This is a genomic window from Rhodococcus sp. PvP016, from assembly GCF_017832185.1.
Taxonomy (GTDB): Bacteria; Actinomycetota; Actinomycetes; order Mycobacteriales; family Mycobacteriaceae; genus Rhodococcoides.
Genome location: NZ_JAFIBH010000001.1, coordinates 3,981,459 through 3,998,911, shown reverse-complemented (window position 1 = coordinate 3,998,911; position 17,453 = coordinate 3,981,459). Strand labels below are relative to the sequence as shown.

General features: G+C 69.3%; 18 protein-coding genes. 8 read left to right on the top strand and 10 right to left on the bottom strand.

Going from position 1 to position 17,453, the window contains the following annotated elements:
* The first annotated feature begins 22 nt into the window (after positions 1-22).
* Positions 23-694 carry a TetR/AcrR family transcriptional regulator gene (locus tag JOE30_RS18595; RefSeq protein ID WP_204868483.1) on the top strand — a complete coding sequence of 224 codons (672 nt, stop codon included), beginning with the start codon at positions 23-25 and terminating at the stop codon, positions 692-694.
* Positions 691-1,623 carry a TIGR01777 family oxidoreductase gene (locus JOE30_RS18590; protein WP_239532414.1) on the top strand — a complete coding sequence of 311 codons (933 nt, stop codon included), beginning with the start codon at positions 691-693 and terminating at the stop codon, positions 1,621-1,623. Before JOE30_RS18595 ends, JOE30_RS18590 begins: the two co-directional genes overlap by 4 nt.
* A 41-nt stretch (positions 1,624-1,664) precedes the next feature.
* On the opposite strand, the gene JOE30_RS18585 is transcribed toward JOE30_RS18590, so the two are convergent.
* Together JOE30_RS18585 and JOE30_RS18580 are read right to left on the bottom strand one after the other, a co-directional pair.
* Positions 1,665-2,174: a hypothetical protein gene (locus JOE30_RS18585; protein ID WP_204868482.1), complete on the bottom strand. Its 510-nt coding sequence runs from the start codon at positions 2,172-2,174 to the stop codon at positions 1,665-1,667.
* On the bottom strand, positions 2,165-2,839 hold the full coding sequence (locus JOE30_RS18580) for an RNA polymerase sigma factor (protein WP_307806241.1): 675 nt from the start codon (positions 2,837-2,839) through the stop codon (positions 2,165-2,167). The genes JOE30_RS18585 and JOE30_RS18580 overlap by 10 nt, the downstream gene beginning before the upstream one ends.
* A 233-nt stretch (positions 2,840-3,072) precedes the next feature.
* On the opposite strand from JOE30_RS18580, the gene JOE30_RS18575 reads away from it, so the two are divergent.
* The 3 genes from JOE30_RS18575 (at position 3,073) to JOE30_RS18565 (ending at position 6,120) form a co-directional block, all read left to right on the top strand.
* Positions 3,073-3,492, top strand: a complete 420-nt coding sequence (locus tag JOE30_RS18575; protein ID WP_204868481.1) for an Asp23/Gls24 family envelope stress response protein — start codon at positions 3,073-3,075, stop codon at positions 3,490-3,492.
* A 216-nt stretch (positions 3,493-3,708) separates the two neighbouring features.
* Positions 3,709-4,407: an aquaporin gene (locus JOE30_RS18570; RefSeq protein ID WP_204868480.1), complete on the top strand. Its 699-nt coding sequence runs from the start codon at positions 3,709-3,711 to the stop codon at positions 4,405-4,407.
* A gap of 213 nt (positions 4,408-4,620) precedes the next feature.
* Complete coding sequence (locus JOE30_RS18565; RefSeq protein WP_204868479.1) at positions 4,621-6,120, top strand: amidase; 1,500 nt, start codon at positions 4,621-4,623, stop codon at positions 6,118-6,120.
* A gap of 73 nt (positions 6,121-6,193) precedes the next feature.
* Here JOE30_RS18565 and JOE30_RS18560 read toward each other — a convergent pair whose 3' ends face one another.
* Both JOE30_RS18560 and JOE30_RS18555 read right to left on the bottom strand, forming a co-directional pair.
* Positions 6,194-6,490: a hypothetical protein gene (locus tag JOE30_RS18560; RefSeq protein WP_204868478.1), complete on the bottom strand. Its 297-nt coding sequence runs from the start codon at positions 6,488-6,490 to the stop codon at positions 6,194-6,196.
* A complete protein-coding gene (locus JOE30_RS18555; protein WP_204868477.1) occupies positions 6,487-7,434 on the bottom strand; it encodes a DMT family transporter in 948 nt (315 codons plus the stop codon). The genes JOE30_RS18560 and JOE30_RS18555 overlap by 4 nt, the downstream gene beginning before the upstream one ends.
* A gap of 35 nt (positions 7,435-7,469) precedes the next feature.
* Between JOE30_RS18555 and JOE30_RS18550 the strand changes: the two genes are divergently transcribed.
* Positions 7,470-8,051 (top strand): TetR/AcrR family transcriptional regulator, encoded by a 582-nt coding sequence (locus tag JOE30_RS18550; RefSeq protein WP_204868476.1) that lies wholly within the window; start codon positions 7,470-7,472, stop codon positions 8,049-8,051.
* On the opposite strand, the gene JOE30_RS18545 is transcribed toward JOE30_RS18550, so the two are convergent.
* Positions 8,025-9,050: an LLM class flavin-dependent oxidoreductase gene (locus tag JOE30_RS18545; protein ID WP_204868475.1), complete on the bottom strand. Its 1,026-nt coding sequence runs from the start codon at positions 9,048-9,050 to the stop codon at positions 8,025-8,027. The genes JOE30_RS18550 and JOE30_RS18545 overlap by 27 nt on opposite strands.
* Positions 9,051-9,132: 82 nt before the next feature.
* On the opposite strand from JOE30_RS18545, the gene JOE30_RS18540 reads away from it, so the two are divergent.
* Positions 9,133-9,795: a GNAT family N-acetyltransferase gene (locus tag JOE30_RS18540; protein WP_204868474.1), complete on the top strand. Its 663-nt coding sequence runs from the start codon at positions 9,133-9,135 to the stop codon at positions 9,793-9,795.
* Between the two features lie 19 nt (positions 9,796-9,814).
* On the opposite strand, the gene JOE30_RS18535 is transcribed toward JOE30_RS18540, so the two are convergent.
* Genes JOE30_RS18535 through JOE30_RS18525 form a run of 3 tightly spaced genes read right to left on the bottom strand, consistent with a single transcriptional unit; the run spans position 9,815 to position 12,678 of the window.
* Positions 9,815-10,687: a sugar phosphate isomerase/epimerase gene (locus tag JOE30_RS18535; RefSeq protein WP_204868472.1), complete on the bottom strand. Its 873-nt coding sequence runs from the start codon at positions 10,685-10,687 to the stop codon at positions 9,815-9,817.
* Position 10,688: 1 nt separating this feature from the next.
* Positions 10,689-11,723, bottom strand: coding sequence for a Gfo/Idh/MocA family protein (locus JOE30_RS18530; RefSeq protein WP_204868471.1), 1,035 nt, complete (start codon positions 11,721-11,723; stop codon positions 10,689-10,691).
* A gap of 31 nt (positions 11,724-11,754) precedes the next feature.
* Positions 11,755-12,678 carry a sugar phosphate isomerase/epimerase gene (locus JOE30_RS18525; RefSeq protein WP_204868470.1) on the bottom strand — a complete coding sequence of 308 codons (924 nt, stop codon included), beginning with the start codon at positions 12,676-12,678 and terminating at the stop codon, positions 11,755-11,757.
* Positions 12,679-12,839: 161 nt separating this feature from the next.
* Between JOE30_RS18525 and JOE30_RS18520 the strand changes: the two genes are divergently transcribed.
* Positions 12,840-13,841 carry a LacI family DNA-binding transcriptional regulator gene (locus JOE30_RS18520; protein WP_204870558.1) on the top strand — a complete coding sequence of 334 codons (1,002 nt, stop codon included), beginning with the start codon at positions 12,840-12,842 and terminating at the stop codon, positions 13,839-13,841.
* A gap of 131 nt (positions 13,842-13,972) precedes the next feature.
* Here JOE30_RS18520 and JOE30_RS18515 read toward each other — a convergent pair whose 3' ends face one another.
* Positions 13,973-15,724, bottom strand: a complete 1,752-nt coding sequence (locus JOE30_RS18515; protein ID WP_204868469.1) for an ABC transporter ATP-binding protein — start codon at positions 15,722-15,724, stop codon at positions 13,973-13,975.
* Positions 15,721-17,424, bottom strand: a complete 1,704-nt coding sequence (locus tag JOE30_RS18510; RefSeq protein ID WP_204868468.1) for an ABC transporter ATP-binding protein — start codon at positions 17,422-17,424, stop codon at positions 15,721-15,723. Before JOE30_RS18510 ends, JOE30_RS18515 begins: the two co-directional genes overlap by 4 nt.
* Between the last annotated feature and the right edge of the window lie 29 nt (positions 17,425-17,453).

The following is a 17,453-nucleotide window of genomic DNA, read 5'->3' as shown; positions in this document are numbered from 1 at the left end:
CGTTCAAGACGGGAGTCCGACGATGGCGCGAGACACGGCGACGCGGGAGCGGTTGGTGGAGGTGGCGCTACGGCTCTTCCGCGAGGACGGGTTCCAGGCGACCACGATGCGGCGCATCGCGACCGAGGCGGGCGTCTCGCTGGGCAACGCCTACTACTACTTCGCCGGCAAGGACGAGTTGGTTCACGAGCTGTATCTCGTCGTCCAACGCGAGCATCGGACCCGCGCGATACCCCTGCTCCGTGACGGCGCCTCGCTGGCGGACAACCTCTCGGCGGTGCTGCACGCCGGTCTCGACGTGATGCACCCGTACCGAAGTTTCGGCGGCACGTTCCTCCAGTCGGCGCTTCCCCTGCAGTCGACCTCCAGTCCCTTCTCGCCCGAGTCGTCCGCCGCGCGAGACATGGCCGTGGACCTCATGCGACTGACCCTGCAGAAGTCCAAGCAGCGCGGACCGGCATCGCTGGAGAGTCGCCTCCCCACATTGCTGTGGGTGGCGTACCTGGGTGTGACGCTGCACTGGGTCACGGACGGATCCGACGACCAACGCCGCACCCGCGCGCTCGTCGACGGTCTCGTTCCCGTCATCACGAAGACGATCGGCCTGTCCCGATTACCGGTCGCGCGAGGACTGCTCGGCGACATCGTCGGGCTGGTGGACACCATGACATCCGAGAAGGGAAGCGGGCGATGACGAGAGACGTGCGGACCGTCGTGATCTGTGGAGCGACGGGATACATCGGGCAGTACCTCGCGAGGGCGTATCGGGACCGGGGAATCGACGTGAGATCCGTGGGCCGCGGCGCCGTCAACGACGCGACGTGGTCGGACCGCGACCGGTTGACCCGTGTCCTCGACGGAGCCGACATGGTGATCAATCTGGCGGGTCGTTCGGTGAGCTGCCGCTACACCAAGAGCACCGCCGACGTCATCTTCTCCTCCCGTGTGGAGACGACGGCCGCACTGGGACAGGCCCTCTCTCGCGTGGACCGCGCTCCCGAGGTGTGGTTCAACGCCAGCACCGGAACCATCTACCGCGATGCTCGTGACCGGCCGATGACGGAGCGGGACGGGGACGTGGGGACGGGTTTCTCCGTCGAGGTGGCCCGCGCGTGGGAGCGCGAACTGTTCGACGCCCCCACCGGCATCCGCAAGATCGCTCTGCGCATGGCGATCGTCCTGGGCGCCGGCGGCGGGGCCGTCAACCCTCTCATCGATCTGGCGCGGCTCGGACTCGGCGGCCGGATGGGTGACGGCACGCAGATGTTCAGCTGGATCCACGTCGCGGACGTGCTCAGGTCCATCGACCATCTGTACGAGCGCGAGGACATCGCGGGACCGGTGAACCTCGCGACACCGTTCGCCGTGGACAACGCCACCATGATGAGCGAGGTTCGACATCACCTGGGACGGTCACGCGGTGTCGCGACCCCCGCGTGGTTGTTGCACGCCGGCGCCGCCGTCATCCGCACCGAACCGGAACTGGTCCTGAAGAGTCGATGGGTGGATCCCGAGGTGTTGCGGCGCAGCGATTTCGAGTTCGAGTATCCGCGCCTGGGGCCGGCGCTGGAACAGATCGCTCGCCACACGTCCCGCGGTCTGCTGCCGGTCGCCCTGGGCTGACGCGACGTGGCGGGCCGACAGGCAGATCGACGTGCGCCAGTTCACGATGGTGACGTAGGCGGCGCCGCCTGGTCGGGGGCGTCGATCTCCGCGATCACGACGCCGATGTCGTCGGCGCTGTAGGGAAGTCCGAGGACATCCGTCAGAGCGGCAGCTGCCCGGCTCGCGACGAGATCGCCGGCCTCCTGGAGATCCGTGTCGTAGGCGGCGATCACCGTCACCAGACCGCCCGTGCACCGGTGACCCTCGGTGTAGAGCGAGATGTCGGCGGGCTCTGTGCCCGCCACCTCGGCGACGGCGCTGCGCACAGCGATGCGGACGACGACGTCACTGACTCGCAGTGTGTCCGCGTCGAAGTTCACGCCCTCGTCGGGAAAGCGAGCGTCGAGCGGCCACGTCCGGACGCCGACGGCTCGCACGCGTGAGAGGGCGGCGGCGCTGATGTCCACCCAACCGTGCACGGGCGCGTCGCGCAGCACGCTCGCGGCTCGACGGAGCGTCGAATCCGTTTGCGGCGGTGTCGAATCAGGCTGACCCGACGTCATCTCCACGTCTCCAATCGTGTCTCGAGGGTGGCGCGTGCACGGGTGAGGTGGCCGCGGACGGCACCGGGGGAGAGGGCCATGACCGTGCCGATCTCGGTGTGCTTCATGCCCTCGACCTCACGGAGCAACCAGCAGGCCCGCTGGCGATACGGTAGCTCAGCGAGAGCGTCGTCCAATGCGGACAGGAAGTCGGCGTCGGACACGGTGCGCGACGGGTCGTCCCGCGGGTCCTGGCTCGGCCTCTCGAACACCCAGTCCTCGACGGGCGCGATGCTGCGACGCCGACGATGATCCGTCACCTTGTGGGAGACGACGCTGAACAACCAGGTGCGCAGCGACGAGTCGGAACGGAAATGGCGCAGTCCGCGCCAGGCGTCGACCAACGCGTCCTGGACGATGTCCTCGGCAGCGCCTCGGTCGGACAACAGGTGGGTCGCGTAGCGCAGCATGTCCGGGCCGAGTCTGCGCACGATCTCCTCGAACGCGCGTCGGTCGCCCATGCCCGCGGCGGCGGCGAGGGCGCGATCGCCGAGCTCGCGGTAGTCGGCGGCGAACGTCGGACGAGTGGATGTGTCACGGTCCGCCGACGGTGTGGCGGTGGACGGGAGGACGACGTCACCGGCCACATCGGGACTGCCGGGATCGGGCGCGATCGACGGACGACTGAGCACTGTTCCCCCCGAACCGCCGTCGGAGTGACCCACCCCGAAGATTGATGAAGCAACTACTTTCCCCGATGTGATTGTTCCCACCCTGGGTCACGCGCAAACAGCTGTGATGCGCATCACTTGATTTCCGACGTGCGTTTTCGTGATGAGGACCCGACTCAGTAGCTGTGACGAGCCGTCACAGTCCAGAGAGAGGACCTGAAGTGAACGCCCCGCAGACCGCGACAGGAAACGCCGTGAGGACGTCCGTCGCATCGACCGTCGACCATGGTGACGACCGGACCGACCGCGGAAGTTGCGGCCGCACAGTCGTCGCGGATGCCGTGGTCGCCACCGTCGCCGGCATCGCCGCACGAGAGGTACCGGGCCTCCACGCCCTGGAACCGGCCGGTTCTCGTGCGCTCGACGTACTCCGGTCCGCAGTGGGCGTCGACGGGGCGAGGCACACACAGGGGGTGTCGGTCGAGGTGGACGACCGCACCGCAGTCGTCTCGCTCGATCTGGTGGCGGACTACGGAATCTCCATCGCCGACGTCGCAGCGGACGTCCGCCGCAACGTCTCCAGTGCGGTGACGGCACTGACCGGACTGACCTGCAGCCGCGTCGATGTCGTCGTGCACGACGTGCAGGTGGGCGGCCACCGCACCGCCGCCTGACCACATTCTCGTCCCACACACGCACCGACTCGCACTCCGCGGGCCGGTCCAAGAGAGGAACCGTGATGACCACCATCGAGAAACGCACCGACGAGGTGCGCGCATGAGCGCCCGTCGCAGCCTGTCCAGCCGACTCTTCGAGGGTCTGGGCCGCGTGACGTGGGGCTACGCCAAGCGCAAGATCGACGAGCGCCGCACCGGACGAGGTGGACGACGATGACCAAGTTCACCGTCTACATCGCCGAGGCCATCGGCACCGCCGTTCTCGTGATCGGAGGTGTGGGTACCGCCGTCCTGGCGGGCGACGACGTCGGCACCACCGGAATCGCGCTCGCCTTCGGCCTGACACTGCTCGCGATGGTGTTCGTGCTCGGACCCGTCTCCGGTTGCCACATCAACCCGGCGGTCACGCTCGCGTTCCTCGTCACCGGCCGGATGACGGCCGCCCGCGCCGCCGGATACGCCGCCGCACAGGTGATCGGCGGACTCGTCGGCGCCCTGGTGGTCTACGCCATGGCGACGGGTCGACCCGGATACGACCGAACGGTCGACGGTCTCGGCGCGAACGGATACGGCGACGCCTCGGCAGGAACCTACTCGCTTCTCGCGGTCGCGATCGTGGAGATCGTGGCAACGGCGATTCTCGTGTTGGTCGTACTCGGCGTGACGGGGCCGCATTCCGTTGCGGCAGCCGGGGTTCCGATCGGACTGACGCTCGCGTTCGTGCATCTGCTCGCCATCGGAGTCGACTCGACGTCGGTCAACCCGGCGCGCTCCATCGGGCCTGCGCTGATCGCCGGCGGAACCGCACTCTCGCAACTGTGGGTGTTCCTGGTCTTCCCGTTGATCGGCGGTCTGGTCGGTGCACTCGCTTACAAGGCCGTGCTGCCCGTCGATGCGGTCGCCGCGCACTGACTCTCGTGCGCGACGAGCGCGTTGCTCGCCGGGTGCGCCGCGGGACGTCGCCGAGATCCTCTCGCGGGGCGGGGGAGAGCGGCATCCGCCGGCGGGGACGGGCGATCGTCTTCGCTGGAACGGGATCGGCTCGCGGGGTCACGGGCCGTGCAGTGTCCAGACTTCGTCGACATCGACCCCGCGCCGGTGGTGCTCGCATTTAGTCTGAGCGCCATGAGATTCGACGAGTATCGGGCCCACGACGCGACCGGGCTCGCCCTGCTGGTCGCGTCCGGCGACGTGACTGCCGCGGAGTTGGTCGAGATCGCGATCACGCGAGCGCGCGAGGTGGATCCCACCCTGAACGCCCTCGTGCAGTGGCAGGACGATGCCGCGCGAGTGCGGGCCGCGGGCGCCCTGTCCGGTCCGATGGCGGGAGTGCCGTTCCTGCTCAAGGATCTCTTCCAGGCTCAGGCCGGGATCGTCGAGACGTCGGGGTCACGCTCGGGGGTGTCGTCCAGGCCCCGCGTCACGGACACCGTGGTGCAACGGTGGCTCGACGCCGGGGTCGTCGTCCTGGGCCGCACGGCCGTACCCGAATTCGGCGCCAAGGGAGTCACCGAGCCGCAGGCGCACGGTGCGACGCGCAACCCGTGGGATCCCGCGCGCACACCCGGCGGCTCCTCCGGTGGTTCGGCCGCCGCGGTGGCGTCGGGCATCGTGCCCGTCGCCGGTGCCAGTGACGGCGGCGGCTCCATCCGCATCCCCGCGGCCTACTGCGGCCTGTTCGGACTGAAGCCGGGCCGGGCAGTCGTCCCTGCCGGGCCTCGTGCCGGGGAGATGCTCTTCGGGAGCGCCGTCACCGGTGTGCTCACCCGCTCCGTGCGCGACTCGGCCGCGTTCCTCGACATCATGCGCGGCTCGGACGACGACGCGCCCTTCGAGTTCGCGGCCCCGTCGACGTCCCATGTGGAGGCACTCGGCCGGCCGGGTCCTCGGCTCCGGATCGGGGTCGCGGCGCGATCGGCGCTGAACAACGCACCGCATCCGGACGTCCTCGCCGCGCTCGACCGCGCCCGCGACCTGCTCGTCGAACTGGGCCACACCGTCGAGGAGGTCGCCTCGCCGTTCGACGAGGAGCAGCTGGCTCGAGACTTCCTCGTGCCGTGGTTCGTCCACCTCGCCGCCGAGGTGTCGTCCGCGTCGGCCGCGGCGCGGCCCACCACGACGGAGTTCGAACTCGACACGCTGGTCCTCGCCGAGATCGGGCGCGCCACGAGAGCGGTGGATCACGATGCGGCACTGGCACGCTGGCAGGACCACGTCCGCGCCATCGCTGCATTCCACCGCCGCTTCGATCTGCTCATGACACCCACGACGGCGGGTCCCGCGCCGCTGATCGGCGCCTTCGACACCCCGTTCGTCGAGAGGGTGGGCGCCCGGCTCGCGCTCGCGCTGCGACTCGGACCGATTCTCGGACGGCTCGGCGCGGTGCAGGACGCGGTGATGCGCAGCCTGTCCGCTGTCCCGTACACGCAATCGGCCAATCTGACCGGGCGGCCGGCGATGAGTGTTCCGCTCTCGGAGACAGTCGACGGTCTGCCCGTCGGCGTGCACTTCCTGGCGCCACCGGGTGGGGAGACTCGGCTGCTGGTGCTCGCCGCGGAGCTCGAGTCGGCGCGGCCGTGGTTCGACAGGATCCCCGCGGACGTGCTCAGTGAGCGAGTCGGATGACGCCGTCGACGATCTCCACCTGCGCGGTGGTGAGCGGTAGGGCGCCCGAGCTCGGCGAGTCTCCGGGTGCCGACTATGCGTCGTCGGTTCCGGGCCTCGGGACGTCGGTCTCCCAACGCGCGCGGCGTTCATCGTCGGACTGTTCCCACCACGGCGTGCCGCGTTCGCCGAGGGCGACCTTGGCGGCCTGCACACCGGCGCGGGACTCCGCGGCGCCGCCGGTCCGGCGGACGTCTCGTCGCCACGCCATCAGGATCGACCGCAGTTCGGCGCCGCGCTCCTCGGGAATGTCGGGATCGGTGGCGCGCCACTTCCGCCCGTCGATCACGATGTGGTGGCCGTCCTGGGTGTACTCCCGGCCGTCCGTCATGACACCGATGCTAGCGACGACTCCGGGATGTCCCGTCGGGTTCCGGCCCGGGGACGCATCGTGACGACAGTGATGGCCACGAAGGTCAGCGCCAGACCGATCGCGGTGAGGGCGGTGAACGGCTCGCCGAAGAGCAGGGCGCCCCACACGGTGGTGACGGGCGGTACGAGGAACATCAGAGCGTTCACCCTCGTCACCCCCACCCGGTCGAGCAGATACCAGTACAGCCCGTAACCGCCGAACGTCGCGAACACCACCAGTCCCGCCGTCGCCGCCCAGAAGTCGAGGGTCGTCGGCGGTACCGCGGTGCCCGTCGCGACCGCGCCGACGGTGAAGACGACGGCCGATGTGGCGCAGTGGATTCCGAGAGCGCTGAAAGGTGCCGGTCGCTGGGCGCGACGGTCGACGAAGGTCGCGGCGACCAGCGACATCATTCCCACCAGCGGAACGAGGTAGGCCCACGCCGGGGTGGTCGCGGTGGTCGCCGTGGCGTCCGCGACGGTGGCGAGCGCAACGCCGAGAGCGCCGATCAGGAGCCCGATCCATTGCCGGCCCGAGGCCGCCGCGCCCAGCAGGGGGCCGGCCAGGGCCGCCGCGACGAGTGGCTGCACTCCGTCGACGAGGGCCGTGGTGCCGGTGGAGACCCCGAGGCCGATGGCCCAGTACACGGTGAGGAGGTAGCCGGACTGCGACAGGACGCCCACGATCACCTGCCGCCGCAGGTCCGGGCCTCGAACTCGGCGAGACCCGAGGAGCCACGCCGGTGCGAGCAGCAGCGCCAAGGGGAGGAACCGCCACATCAGGACGGTGGTGACGGCAGCGTCCTCACCGCTGATCTTCGCGCCGATGAAACCGGACGACCAGCACAGCACGAACGCCGCGCCCGCCAGTACCGACACGACGGCGGTGCGTCGACCCGTAGGTATACCGATCTGTCTACTCATGACAGCAGACTACACAGATCGGTATAGTTCGAAACATGACATCCGAGGTCGCCTGGACGCCGAAGGCGCGTGCCGTGCTGGCCGCGGCCGATGAGCTGTTCTACGAGCAGGGCATCCACGCGGTCGGCGTCGACACGATCGCGGCGCGCGCCGGCGTCACGAAGAAGACCTTGTACGACCGCTTCGAGTCCAAGGAACGGCTCGTCGTGGAGTACCTGCGGGAACGAGACCGTCAGTGGCGCGAGTTCCTCGCCGCGCGGATGGGTGCCGTCTCCGCCGACGCGGCCGGCGACCGGATCGATGCGGTGCTCGTCGCCTCGGCCGACTGGACGGCGCAGCGAAGTGGCAAGGGATGCAGCATGGTCAACGCGCACGCGGAGATCAGCGACCCCGCCCACCCGGCCTACCCGGTGATCATCGGACAGAAGCGTTGGATGGCCGACCTGTTCGTCGACATCCTCACGGCCGCAGGCGTACCCGACCCGGTGGGGACGGCCGACCTGCTGATGCTCGTGCACGAGGGCGCACTGGTCTGCGCGGGAATGGGAGTGGTCGAGCGGCCCTTCGACCGTGCGCGTGCTGCCGCGCGTCTACTCCTCGAGCCCGCCGGCCGGTGACCATCCGAGCGCCGGCCCCAGCGTCGTCGCCATGTCGGTGAGAATCTGCACGTAGTCGTCGTGGTCGAAGCTGAAAGGCAGAGCGAACGCCACCTCGTCGATCTCCCGGAAGGCCGCGCGCGCCTGCAGTTGCTCCACGAGTTGCTCGCTGGTGCCCACCAGATCGGGAGCGAACAGCAGGCGGGCCGGGCCCACCGGTGACCGGGTGCGGCTCAGACGGGCGTCGGCGTACTCCTGGTAGCGGGCGCGCTGGCTCGGTGTGGCCGAGTCGGTCGGAATCACGACCAAGCCCTGCGAGACCCGAGCACCGTTCCCCGCCGCGTGTGCCGAGCGGAAAGCCTCGATGTGGGAGAGCTGGATGCGGTCGAAGTCGTCATCCTCCTCGGCCTTCACGACGCTGCTCGTCAGGAAGTTCATACCGTTCGCGCCGGCCCAGCGAGCCGACCCGAGCGACGCGCCGCCGTACCACATCCGGGACGCGAGACCGGGCGAATGTGGTTGCGCCCGAGAAGAATGCACCTCGATTTCGTCCACCCCCTCGAAGTCCGTCAGGCGATCGCCCCGGATCGCGGCCAGGAGCCGTTCGACGCGGGCGTAGCTGAAGTCCTCCCGATCGGCAGTGTCGGGATACAGGGCATCCTTCAACCGGTCGAAGTTCATCGGCGGCCCCACGCTGACCCCGGGATTCAGGCGCCCGCCGGACAGGATGTCGACGGTGGCGAGGTCCTCGGCCAACCGCACCGGGTTCTCCCACCCCAACGGGGTCACGGCGGTACCGAACTCGATCCGCGAGGTCCGCTGCGACGCGGCGGCCAGCACGGCGACGGGGGAGGAGATGCCGTACTGCAGGTGGCGATGCCGCAACCAGGCGCTGTCGAAGCCGAGACGTTCGCCCAGCTCGATGATCGCGAGCGTCGACTCGTGCCCGGCCGCGGGATCGTCCCCGTCGAACAGTCCGATCGTGAGAAAACCCATCCTGCGCAGCGGTCTCGGGTGCATGGGTCCATGATGCCCCCGTGAGCCTTGTGCGCATCCCCGAGTACGCAAACCGCGCACGGGGGCGAAGCCCTATGATCACGCGATGACCGATCACGATCATGTTGCCGCTCGCCGAGAGATCACGTCCGCCCTTCTGGCGGCCTTCGAACGTCGTCACGAGGTGCTCGACGTCATCGTCGAGGCCGAGACCCTGCCCGACGCCGTGGAGGCGATCGCCACCCTGCTCGGCACGTCACGATTGGGCGGCGAGGCCGTCATGGGCATGTCGTTCGCCAGCCTCACCAAGGACGCCCGCCGGAGCAACGCCGCCGAGCTCGAGGACCTGGACAGCCGCCTGAACTTCACGTTGGCCGAGCGTCCCGCCAGCGCGGGAGAGACCCTGGTGCTGGAAGCGTTCTCGGACGACGACCGCGACCTGTTCGCCGCCCGCCTCGCGGACGTCGGTTCCGCGGGTGACGGATCCGGCGGGGCCGCCGGTGATCTGGACACCGAGCTGGCATCGGCACGGGACCGCCTCGACTCCGAGCAGGCCGCGTGGTTCGTCGCGCGCGAGGGCGCGGAGAAGGTGGGCATCGTCTTCGGCGAGCTCGCCGGTGGCGACATCGACCTCCGCGTGTGGATCCACCCCGGACACCGGAAGAAGGGCTACGGCACTGCGGCGCTGCGGAAGTCGCGCGCCGAGATGGCGGCGGTGTTCCCGGGGGTGCCCATGATCGTGCGCACCCCCGGGGTCCAGCCGTCCTGACACTTCTCGTGAGAGGCGATCAGGCCCGGTACTTCTCGACGTACCGGGTCATCGTCTCGAGCTGGTAGCGGGAGACGTCCCAAGCGTTCTCGTTCTCGGCGAACACACTCGACACCATGACGGTGTCGTTGTCATAGAACCCGAGTGAGCCGAGCCCACCGAAGAACTGGTCCCAGTCGACGTCCCCGTCCCCGATCTTCAGATGCTGGTGCACCCGCACCGCGTTGCCGGGCGGGTTGGTGATGTACCGCAATCCGTGCGAGCGGTGATGATCCATCGTGTCCGCCACATGCACCAGACGCACCATGTCCCCGGCGGCTGCCATGATCGCCGGCAGGTCACCACCCATGTGGAACTGGTGGCACGCCACGATCACCATGCCGACGTTCGGGGAGTTGATCCCGCGGATGGTCCGGATCGCGGCGAGCCCGTCCTCGACGAAATCGTCCGGGTGCGGATCGATGAGGACGTCGAGACCCTCGCGCTCGATGATGGGGACCAGTTCCTCCATCGACCGGTAGAACGCACGCTCGGACTCCTCCGGTTTCTCCGGTCGGCCGGAGAACTCGGTGTTCATCGTCGACACGCCGAGGTCGACGGTGATCTGGATGGCCCGCTTCCAGTACCGCACGGCTGCCTCGCGGGCGTCCTCGTCGGGACCGGACCACCGCAGTACCGGCAGCACCGAGGCGATCCCGACGCCGGCGTCCGAGCACGCTCTGCGGAACTTCGCGACCAATCCGTCGTCGGCCTTGGGGTGACCAAAGAACGGGATCATGTCCACGTGCGGGGTGAGCTGCAACCACTCGTACCCCAGATCGGCGACCACGGCGGGCAGTTCGAGCAGCGAATGCGAATGATGGAACGGGGTGGGATCGAGCGCGATCTTCATCTCAGGCTCCGGCGATGGACGAGCGCTGCACCATCTCGACGGCCACCGGCGCACCGGACTCGAGCGACTTCGCGCCGGCCTCGCACACCGCGGCTGCGGCGTATCCGTCCCACGCTCCGGGGCCGTCGACGTAGTTTCCCGTCTCGGCGCCGGCCTTCACCGCGTCGACCCAACGCTGGATCTCGGTGTCGTAGGCCTGGCCGAAGCGCTGCACGAATCCGGGAGTGATGGTGCCGCCCCAGGTTCCGGGTGCCGACTTGCGGACGAGGCCGACGTCGAGACCGATCATCGCGCTGCCGTGCTCGGCCACGACCTCGGTGCGCACCTCGTAGGCGACACCGGTGGTGACGAACACCTCGGCGTCGACGTGACGACCCGATTCCGTGGTGAAGATGGCGATCTGCGGATCCCGCAGGCCCTGCGGCGCCGAGGGATTCGCCGACGGGCTGATGATCTGCACCGACGTGATCTCCTCGTCGAGGAGGAAGCGCGTGACGTCCACCTCGTGCACCAGCGAGTCGCGCACGATCATCGCGCTGTCGAAGTGCGGCGGCACGGCGGGGTTGCGGTGCGCGCAGTGCACCACCAGCGGACGGCCGAGCTCGCCGGAATCGATGAGTGCCTTGAGCTGGTCGTACTCGGTGTCGAAGCGGCGCATGAAGCCGACCTGGATGAGCTTCTTGCCCAGTGCGGCCTCGGCTTCCACGACGGCGAGGGACGTGGCCACATCGGTGGTCAGCGGCTTCTCGCACATGACGGGCTTGCCGTGCTCGAGACACGCGAGAAGCTGCTTCTCGTGGGTCGGGCCGGGAGTGGCCAGGACGACGGCGTCGACCTCGGGGTCGGCGATCGCGTCGAGGGGATCCTCGACGACGCGGCAGCCGGGGATGGTCGCGGCGAGTTCGTGCGCCTTCTCGCTGACGTAGTCGTTGACGACGGCGACGCGGGCGCCGGTGATCGTCGAGGTGATGCGGGCGACGTGGTCGGCGCCCATCATGCCGACGCCGAGTACTGCGATGCGAAGTTCGGTGGTCATGGTGAGGGAAATCCGTTCCGGAGAGGAGGTGTCAGGAGAAGGTGACGGCGGGAATGCCGCAGGAGCCCAGGTACTTCCGGGTGCGCTGCGCGATGGGCAGGGGAGCGTCGACGGCGCACGGGTACATGTCCTGCTCGACGATCGCGAAGATGTCCGCGGTGAGCTTGCCGTCGTCCGCGAGGCGCTCGATGGTCTTCAGGAGCGGGGGCATGTCCGGGATGCCGAGCGGCGGTTCGGTCATGGCACCGAGCTTGACGGCTTCGCCGAACGGGAGATCCTCCGCGGCGACCTTGGCGCGCACCTCTTCGTTCACCTGCTTGAGGTGGAGGTAGCCGATGCGCTCGGGTGCCCGCTCGATGATCGCGATGTTGTCGCCACCGCAGTAGCTGATGTGACCGGTGTCGAGGCACAGGTTCACGAACTCGCTGGAGGTGCCGTCGAGGAAGCGGTACACGTTCTCCTCGGTGTCGACGTGGCTGTCGGCGTGCGGGTGGTATTGCGCCTTGACGCCGTACTGCTCGAACATGCGCTTGCCGAGCTCGTTCATGCCCTCGGTCTTCTTGCGCCACTGGTCCGCCGTGAGATTGCGGTCCTCGAGCACCGCGCCGGTGGACGGGTCGCGCCACATCTCGGGGATGACGACGACGTGCTTGCCGCCGGCGGCCGCGGTCAGCTTGGCGACGTCCTCGATCTGAGTCCACACCGCGTCCCACGCATCGTCCTGATGCAGATGCTCGAAGACCGTGCCGGCCGACAGCTTCAGATTGCGAGACTCCAACTCCGAGAGCAGCTTCTGCGGATCGGTGGGCAGGTAGCCGTAGGGGCCCAGCTCGATCCACTCGTAGCCCGACGCCGACACCTCGTCGAGGAAGCGGGTGTAGGGCGTCTGCTGCGGGTCGTCCGGGAACCAGACTCCCCAGGAGTCCGGGGCGGATCCGACGCGAATCGTGCTCATGTCTCGGGGGTTCCTCTCGAAGAATGTCCGGCGCTCGTGCGGTGCCACTAACGCGCTTAAGTAACGCGCTTAAGCTACTATGAGGTGGATCACGCTTCCGTGTCAAGCCCCGTCCCAGAGGAGTGCCGGTGTCCACGCCGCCCCGCAGCCGCAAGACGACGATGAGTGACGTCGCCGCTCTGGCGGGAGTGTCCCGGACCCTGGTGTCGTTCGTCCTCAGTGGCAAACCGGGTGCGAGTGACGACACTCGCGACCGTGTCCTCGCCGCTGCGCGCGAACTCGACTATCGGCCGGACAACGCCGCGCGACTCCTCGCCCGCGGCCGGAGCAGGACGTTGGGCGTCGTGATCGACGTGCGACAGCCGTTCCAGGCCGATCTCGTGACACACATCTATCCCGTGGCCGAGGCGGCCGGGTACGAGGTGTTGCTGTCCGCGAGCGCGCCCGGCCGGGACGAGACGAAGGCGATCGAGGCGCTGCTCAGCCATCGCTGCGAAGGCGTGATCCTGCTGGGTCCGTCGTCCTCACCCGAGTACGTCGCGCATCTCGAGGAGCGGGCGGTGGTGGTCATGATCGGACGGGCCCTGCCCGCCACCGACTTCGACATCGTGCGCAGCGCTGACGACCACGGAGTGCGTCAGGCGGTCGACCACCTCGTCGGTCTCGGGCACGTGGACATCCACCATGTGGACGGTGGTACGGACTCCGGTGCGACCGAGCGCCGCGCGGCCTTCCGTGCCGCGATGGACGAGCGCGGTCTGCCCGCCGTGGTGTGGCCGGGTGCGCACACCGAGGAGGCGGGGAGTGCCGCCGGGACGCGCATGGTCGCCGAGCGGCGGGTGCCCACCGCGGTGATAGCCGGTAACGATCTGTGTGCGGTGGGACTGATGGACGCGTTCCACCGTGCCGGAATCGCTGTGCCCGAGGATGTCTCGGTGGTGGGATACGACGACAGCGAGCTGGCGCACCTCTCGCGCATCGATCTCACGACCGTCCGGCAGGACGCCGAGGGTCTGGCCGCGACCGCGGTGCGGTTCGCCATCGCGCGCCTCGAGGACGAGAGCCTCGCGCCCGCCGAGCTGGTGGTCGAGCCGTCACTCGTCGTGCGCGGGAGTACCGGGCCCGTGCGCACGGTCGCGCGTCGGACGGTCCGGCGCACCTGACGCCGTTCGCGAGCGGTCAGCTGCCGCGCTGGCTCGGTGACGACTCGGTGCACGCGAGCCATCGTCGCGCCCGGGCCGCGAAGTGCCGGACGAGCTGGCGGGGGCTCCGTCCGACGACGTGACGACTACAACTAGCGCCCCCGCCACGCGGACCAGAGTTCGGAGTACCGGCCGCCCGCCTCCACCAATTCCCGGTGCGGCCCCTGCTCGACGATGCGGCCGTGCTCGAGCACCACGACGCTGTCGGCGCTCGCCGCCTGGGTGAGGCGATGGGCGACGACGATCGTCGTCCGTCCGCGAGTGGCAGCCCTGGCAGCCTCCTCGAGGTCGCGTGCGCCGGCGCTGCCGGCCTCGGCAGTGGCCTCGTCCAGAACGGCGACCGCCGGATCGGCCAGGACGATGCGGGCCAGTGCGATCTGTTGCGCGCGAGACGGAGTCAGCTCCACGCCGCCCTCGCCGACCACCGTGTCGAGCCCGTCCTCGAGGGTGCTCACCCACGAGTGCGCTCCGACCGTCCGCAGCGCGTGTTCGACCGTCTCCCGATCCGCGTCCGGTGCCGCCAGCCGCAGATCGTCGATGAGCGGTCCGGCGAACACGTGCACCTCCTGGCTGACGATCGCGACGTGCCGGCGCAGTCGATCGGAGCCGATGTCGTCGAGCGACACCCCGCCCACCCGGACCGATCCGGAGTCCGCTCGCATCGAGCCCGCCACGAGAGCGGCGATGGTGGACTTGCCGGCGCCGGTCGAGCCGACCAGCGCCACCGTCGTGCCGTCGTCGATCCGCAGATCGATCCCGTGCAGGACATCGTCGACACCGTCGTAGGAGTGGCGGAGGTTCGTCACGACGACGGTGCCGTCAACAGGCTCCGCCTCGGTCCCGGGGGAGCGGTCGTCGGGCAGATCGATGACGCCCACCAGTCGTGCGAGGGAGGCCCCGGCCGACTGGATGTCGTCGAACGAGTACAGCAGCATGCCGATCGGGTTGAAGAGCCGGTGGAACAACAGTGCCGCCGCGGTGGTCTGACCGACGGTGACGGCGTCCTCGCGCACCAGGAGGAAGCCGACGGTGAGGATGACCGACAGTCCGACGCACTCGGCCCGGTTGCTACGCGAGCCGAACCGGGTGAAGAGTCGGAAGACGGTGACGGCGATGTCGCGAGCCTTGCCGGACGATGCGTCGATGCGCGCGAGGTGCTCACCCTCCATGCCGTACGCCCGCACGGTGCGGGCCCCCTGCATGCTGCTGACCAGAGACTGGGCGCGCTCGCCCATCGCGACGCGCTCGGCGGCGTACATCGGGGCCGACCGCGGCAGGTACCAGTGCAGCGCCATCACGTACATCGGGATCGCGACCATGCCCGCGAGTCCCAGACGCCAGTCGAGTCCGAGCATCGTGACCAGACTGAGCAGGACCAGCAGCACGGCGGCAAGGATGTTCGGCACCACTTCGCCGAGCGATTTCGCCATCACCGCGATGTCGTCCCCGACGCGGGAGAGCAGGTCTCCCTTGCCGACTCGTTCCAGTGTGCTCACCGGGAGGTGGAGTGCGCGGCCGAGGACGCGCTCGCGCAGCGAGGCCAACATCTTCTCGCCGAGCAGACTGACGGTGTAGGCGCCGATCCCGGTGAAGACACCGCCCGCGATCGCCGCGGCGCCGATGACCGTCACGACACCGACGATCGTGGACGTCGGTGCGCCCTCGGTCACCCGATCGACGAGCATGCCGAAGACGTACACGGGAATCAGCGCCATGGCCGCCGCGACCACGCCGATGGCGACGGTGAGTGCGACCGATCCGCGCCGCGCACCGAGTTCGCCGCGCAGGAACGCCCAGCACCGGCGTCCACTCGCGATGGGCAGCAGTGCGGTCGGTTCGGTCATCGCAGAACCGCCTCTCGGTAGCGCTCGTCCGTCTCCGCCAACCCGTGGTGGGTGCCGACGGTCGCGACCTGACCCTCGTCGAGCACGACGACGCGGTCGGTGACCGCGAGGAGCGCGGGGCTGGTGGTGATGAGCACCGTCGTCTGGGTGCGGGCGTCTCCGTCGTGACGCAGTCCCGCGATGCCGGTGGCGATGGCGTGTTCGGTCACCGCGTCGACGGCGGTGGTCGGATCGTGGAGGACGAGTACCGGCGGCTGCGCCGCGAGTGCGCGGGCGAGGGCGACTCGCTGGCGTTGCCCACCGGACAGGCTGGCGCCGCGGTCGGTCACCGGATGGTCGAGACCGCCGTCGTGCATGGCGACGATGTCGGTCACGGCGGAGGCGGTCACCGCGGCGTCGAGGTCGCTCCCGCGGTCCAGGGCGATGTTGGACCGCACCGTACCGGCGAACAGATCCGACGTGTGCGGTTCCACCAGCACGGTGCGGCGGACCTCGGGGAGCGCGAGCTCGGTCACGTCGACGCCGCCGACCGTCAGCCGTCCGGTGACGTCGTCGGGCGACACCTGGCCGGAGAGGACGGCGGCCAACGCATCGGCGTCCTGCGGCCGGTACGCGACGACGCCGACGATCTCGCCGCGCTCGAGATGCAGGTCGAGATGTGCCAGAGTCCCGTAGGACAGGTCGTCGAGCCCGACGGACGAGGTGTCCGGGGACCGCGTACCGGTGGAGGTGACCACCGGGTCGGCGCCGAGAACCAACGCCAACCGATCCGCCGATCCGCGGATGACCGCGAGAAAGCCGGGAAGTCGGGAGAGTGAACTCAGCGGCTCGATGAGAAATTGCGCCAGTCCGACGACGGTGATCAGCTCGGCGACGGAGATCCGGCCCTCGAGAGCGAGGAACCCGGCCGTGCCGGCCACGGCCGCGGACAGCAGCGCGCCCACCGTCGCGGAGACACCGAGATACACGCTGTTGCCGCGGGCCAGACGCATCGTCGCGGCCAGCGCACGTCGGCTCGACTGCACGAACCGCCGGGACGCGACGTCCTCGGCGCCGATACCGCGGAGGGGCCGTACGCCGCTGACGAGATCGGTGGCGAGACCCGAGACGCGCGCCACCTCCGCCTGCTGATCGGTCGCGGCGCGAGTGAGGAACGGCGCACACAACTGCAGGAGAAGGAGGAGTACCGGCGTCCCGATGACGACGGCCAGCCCGAGCGGTACGTCGATGACGAGAAGTGCCACCGCCGTGACCACGAGGGCGGTGACCGCGGCGGCGACCCTGGCGATGGCGTCGAGCGCCCACGAGGTCTTCTCGGCGTCCGAGGTGCTGACCGTCAACAACTCGCCGGGGCCGAGATCGACCTGGACTCCGCGCGGGTCGAGCACGCGTCCCGCGACCTCGACGCGCAGCAGGTGCGCTTCCCGTTCGATCGCGACGACGATGATGCGGGCGCCGATGCGGTACGCGTACGAAAGGACGACGAACAGGCCCGCCAGCCCCAGCAACGAGACGATCATCGCGGTGACGTCGCCGGTCTCGACCGCACGGCCGATGATCAGACCGATGGCGACGGGCACCATCGTCTCGCAGAACTGGTGCACACAGAACAGGGCCGACGAGCCGACGAGTCGCACACGGTGGCGCCGGGTGGTACGGCGCAGGATGGCCCCGCCGGTCGACGGAGGTGCGTCATGCATTAGCCGACCCTAACCTACATGGTCGGCCG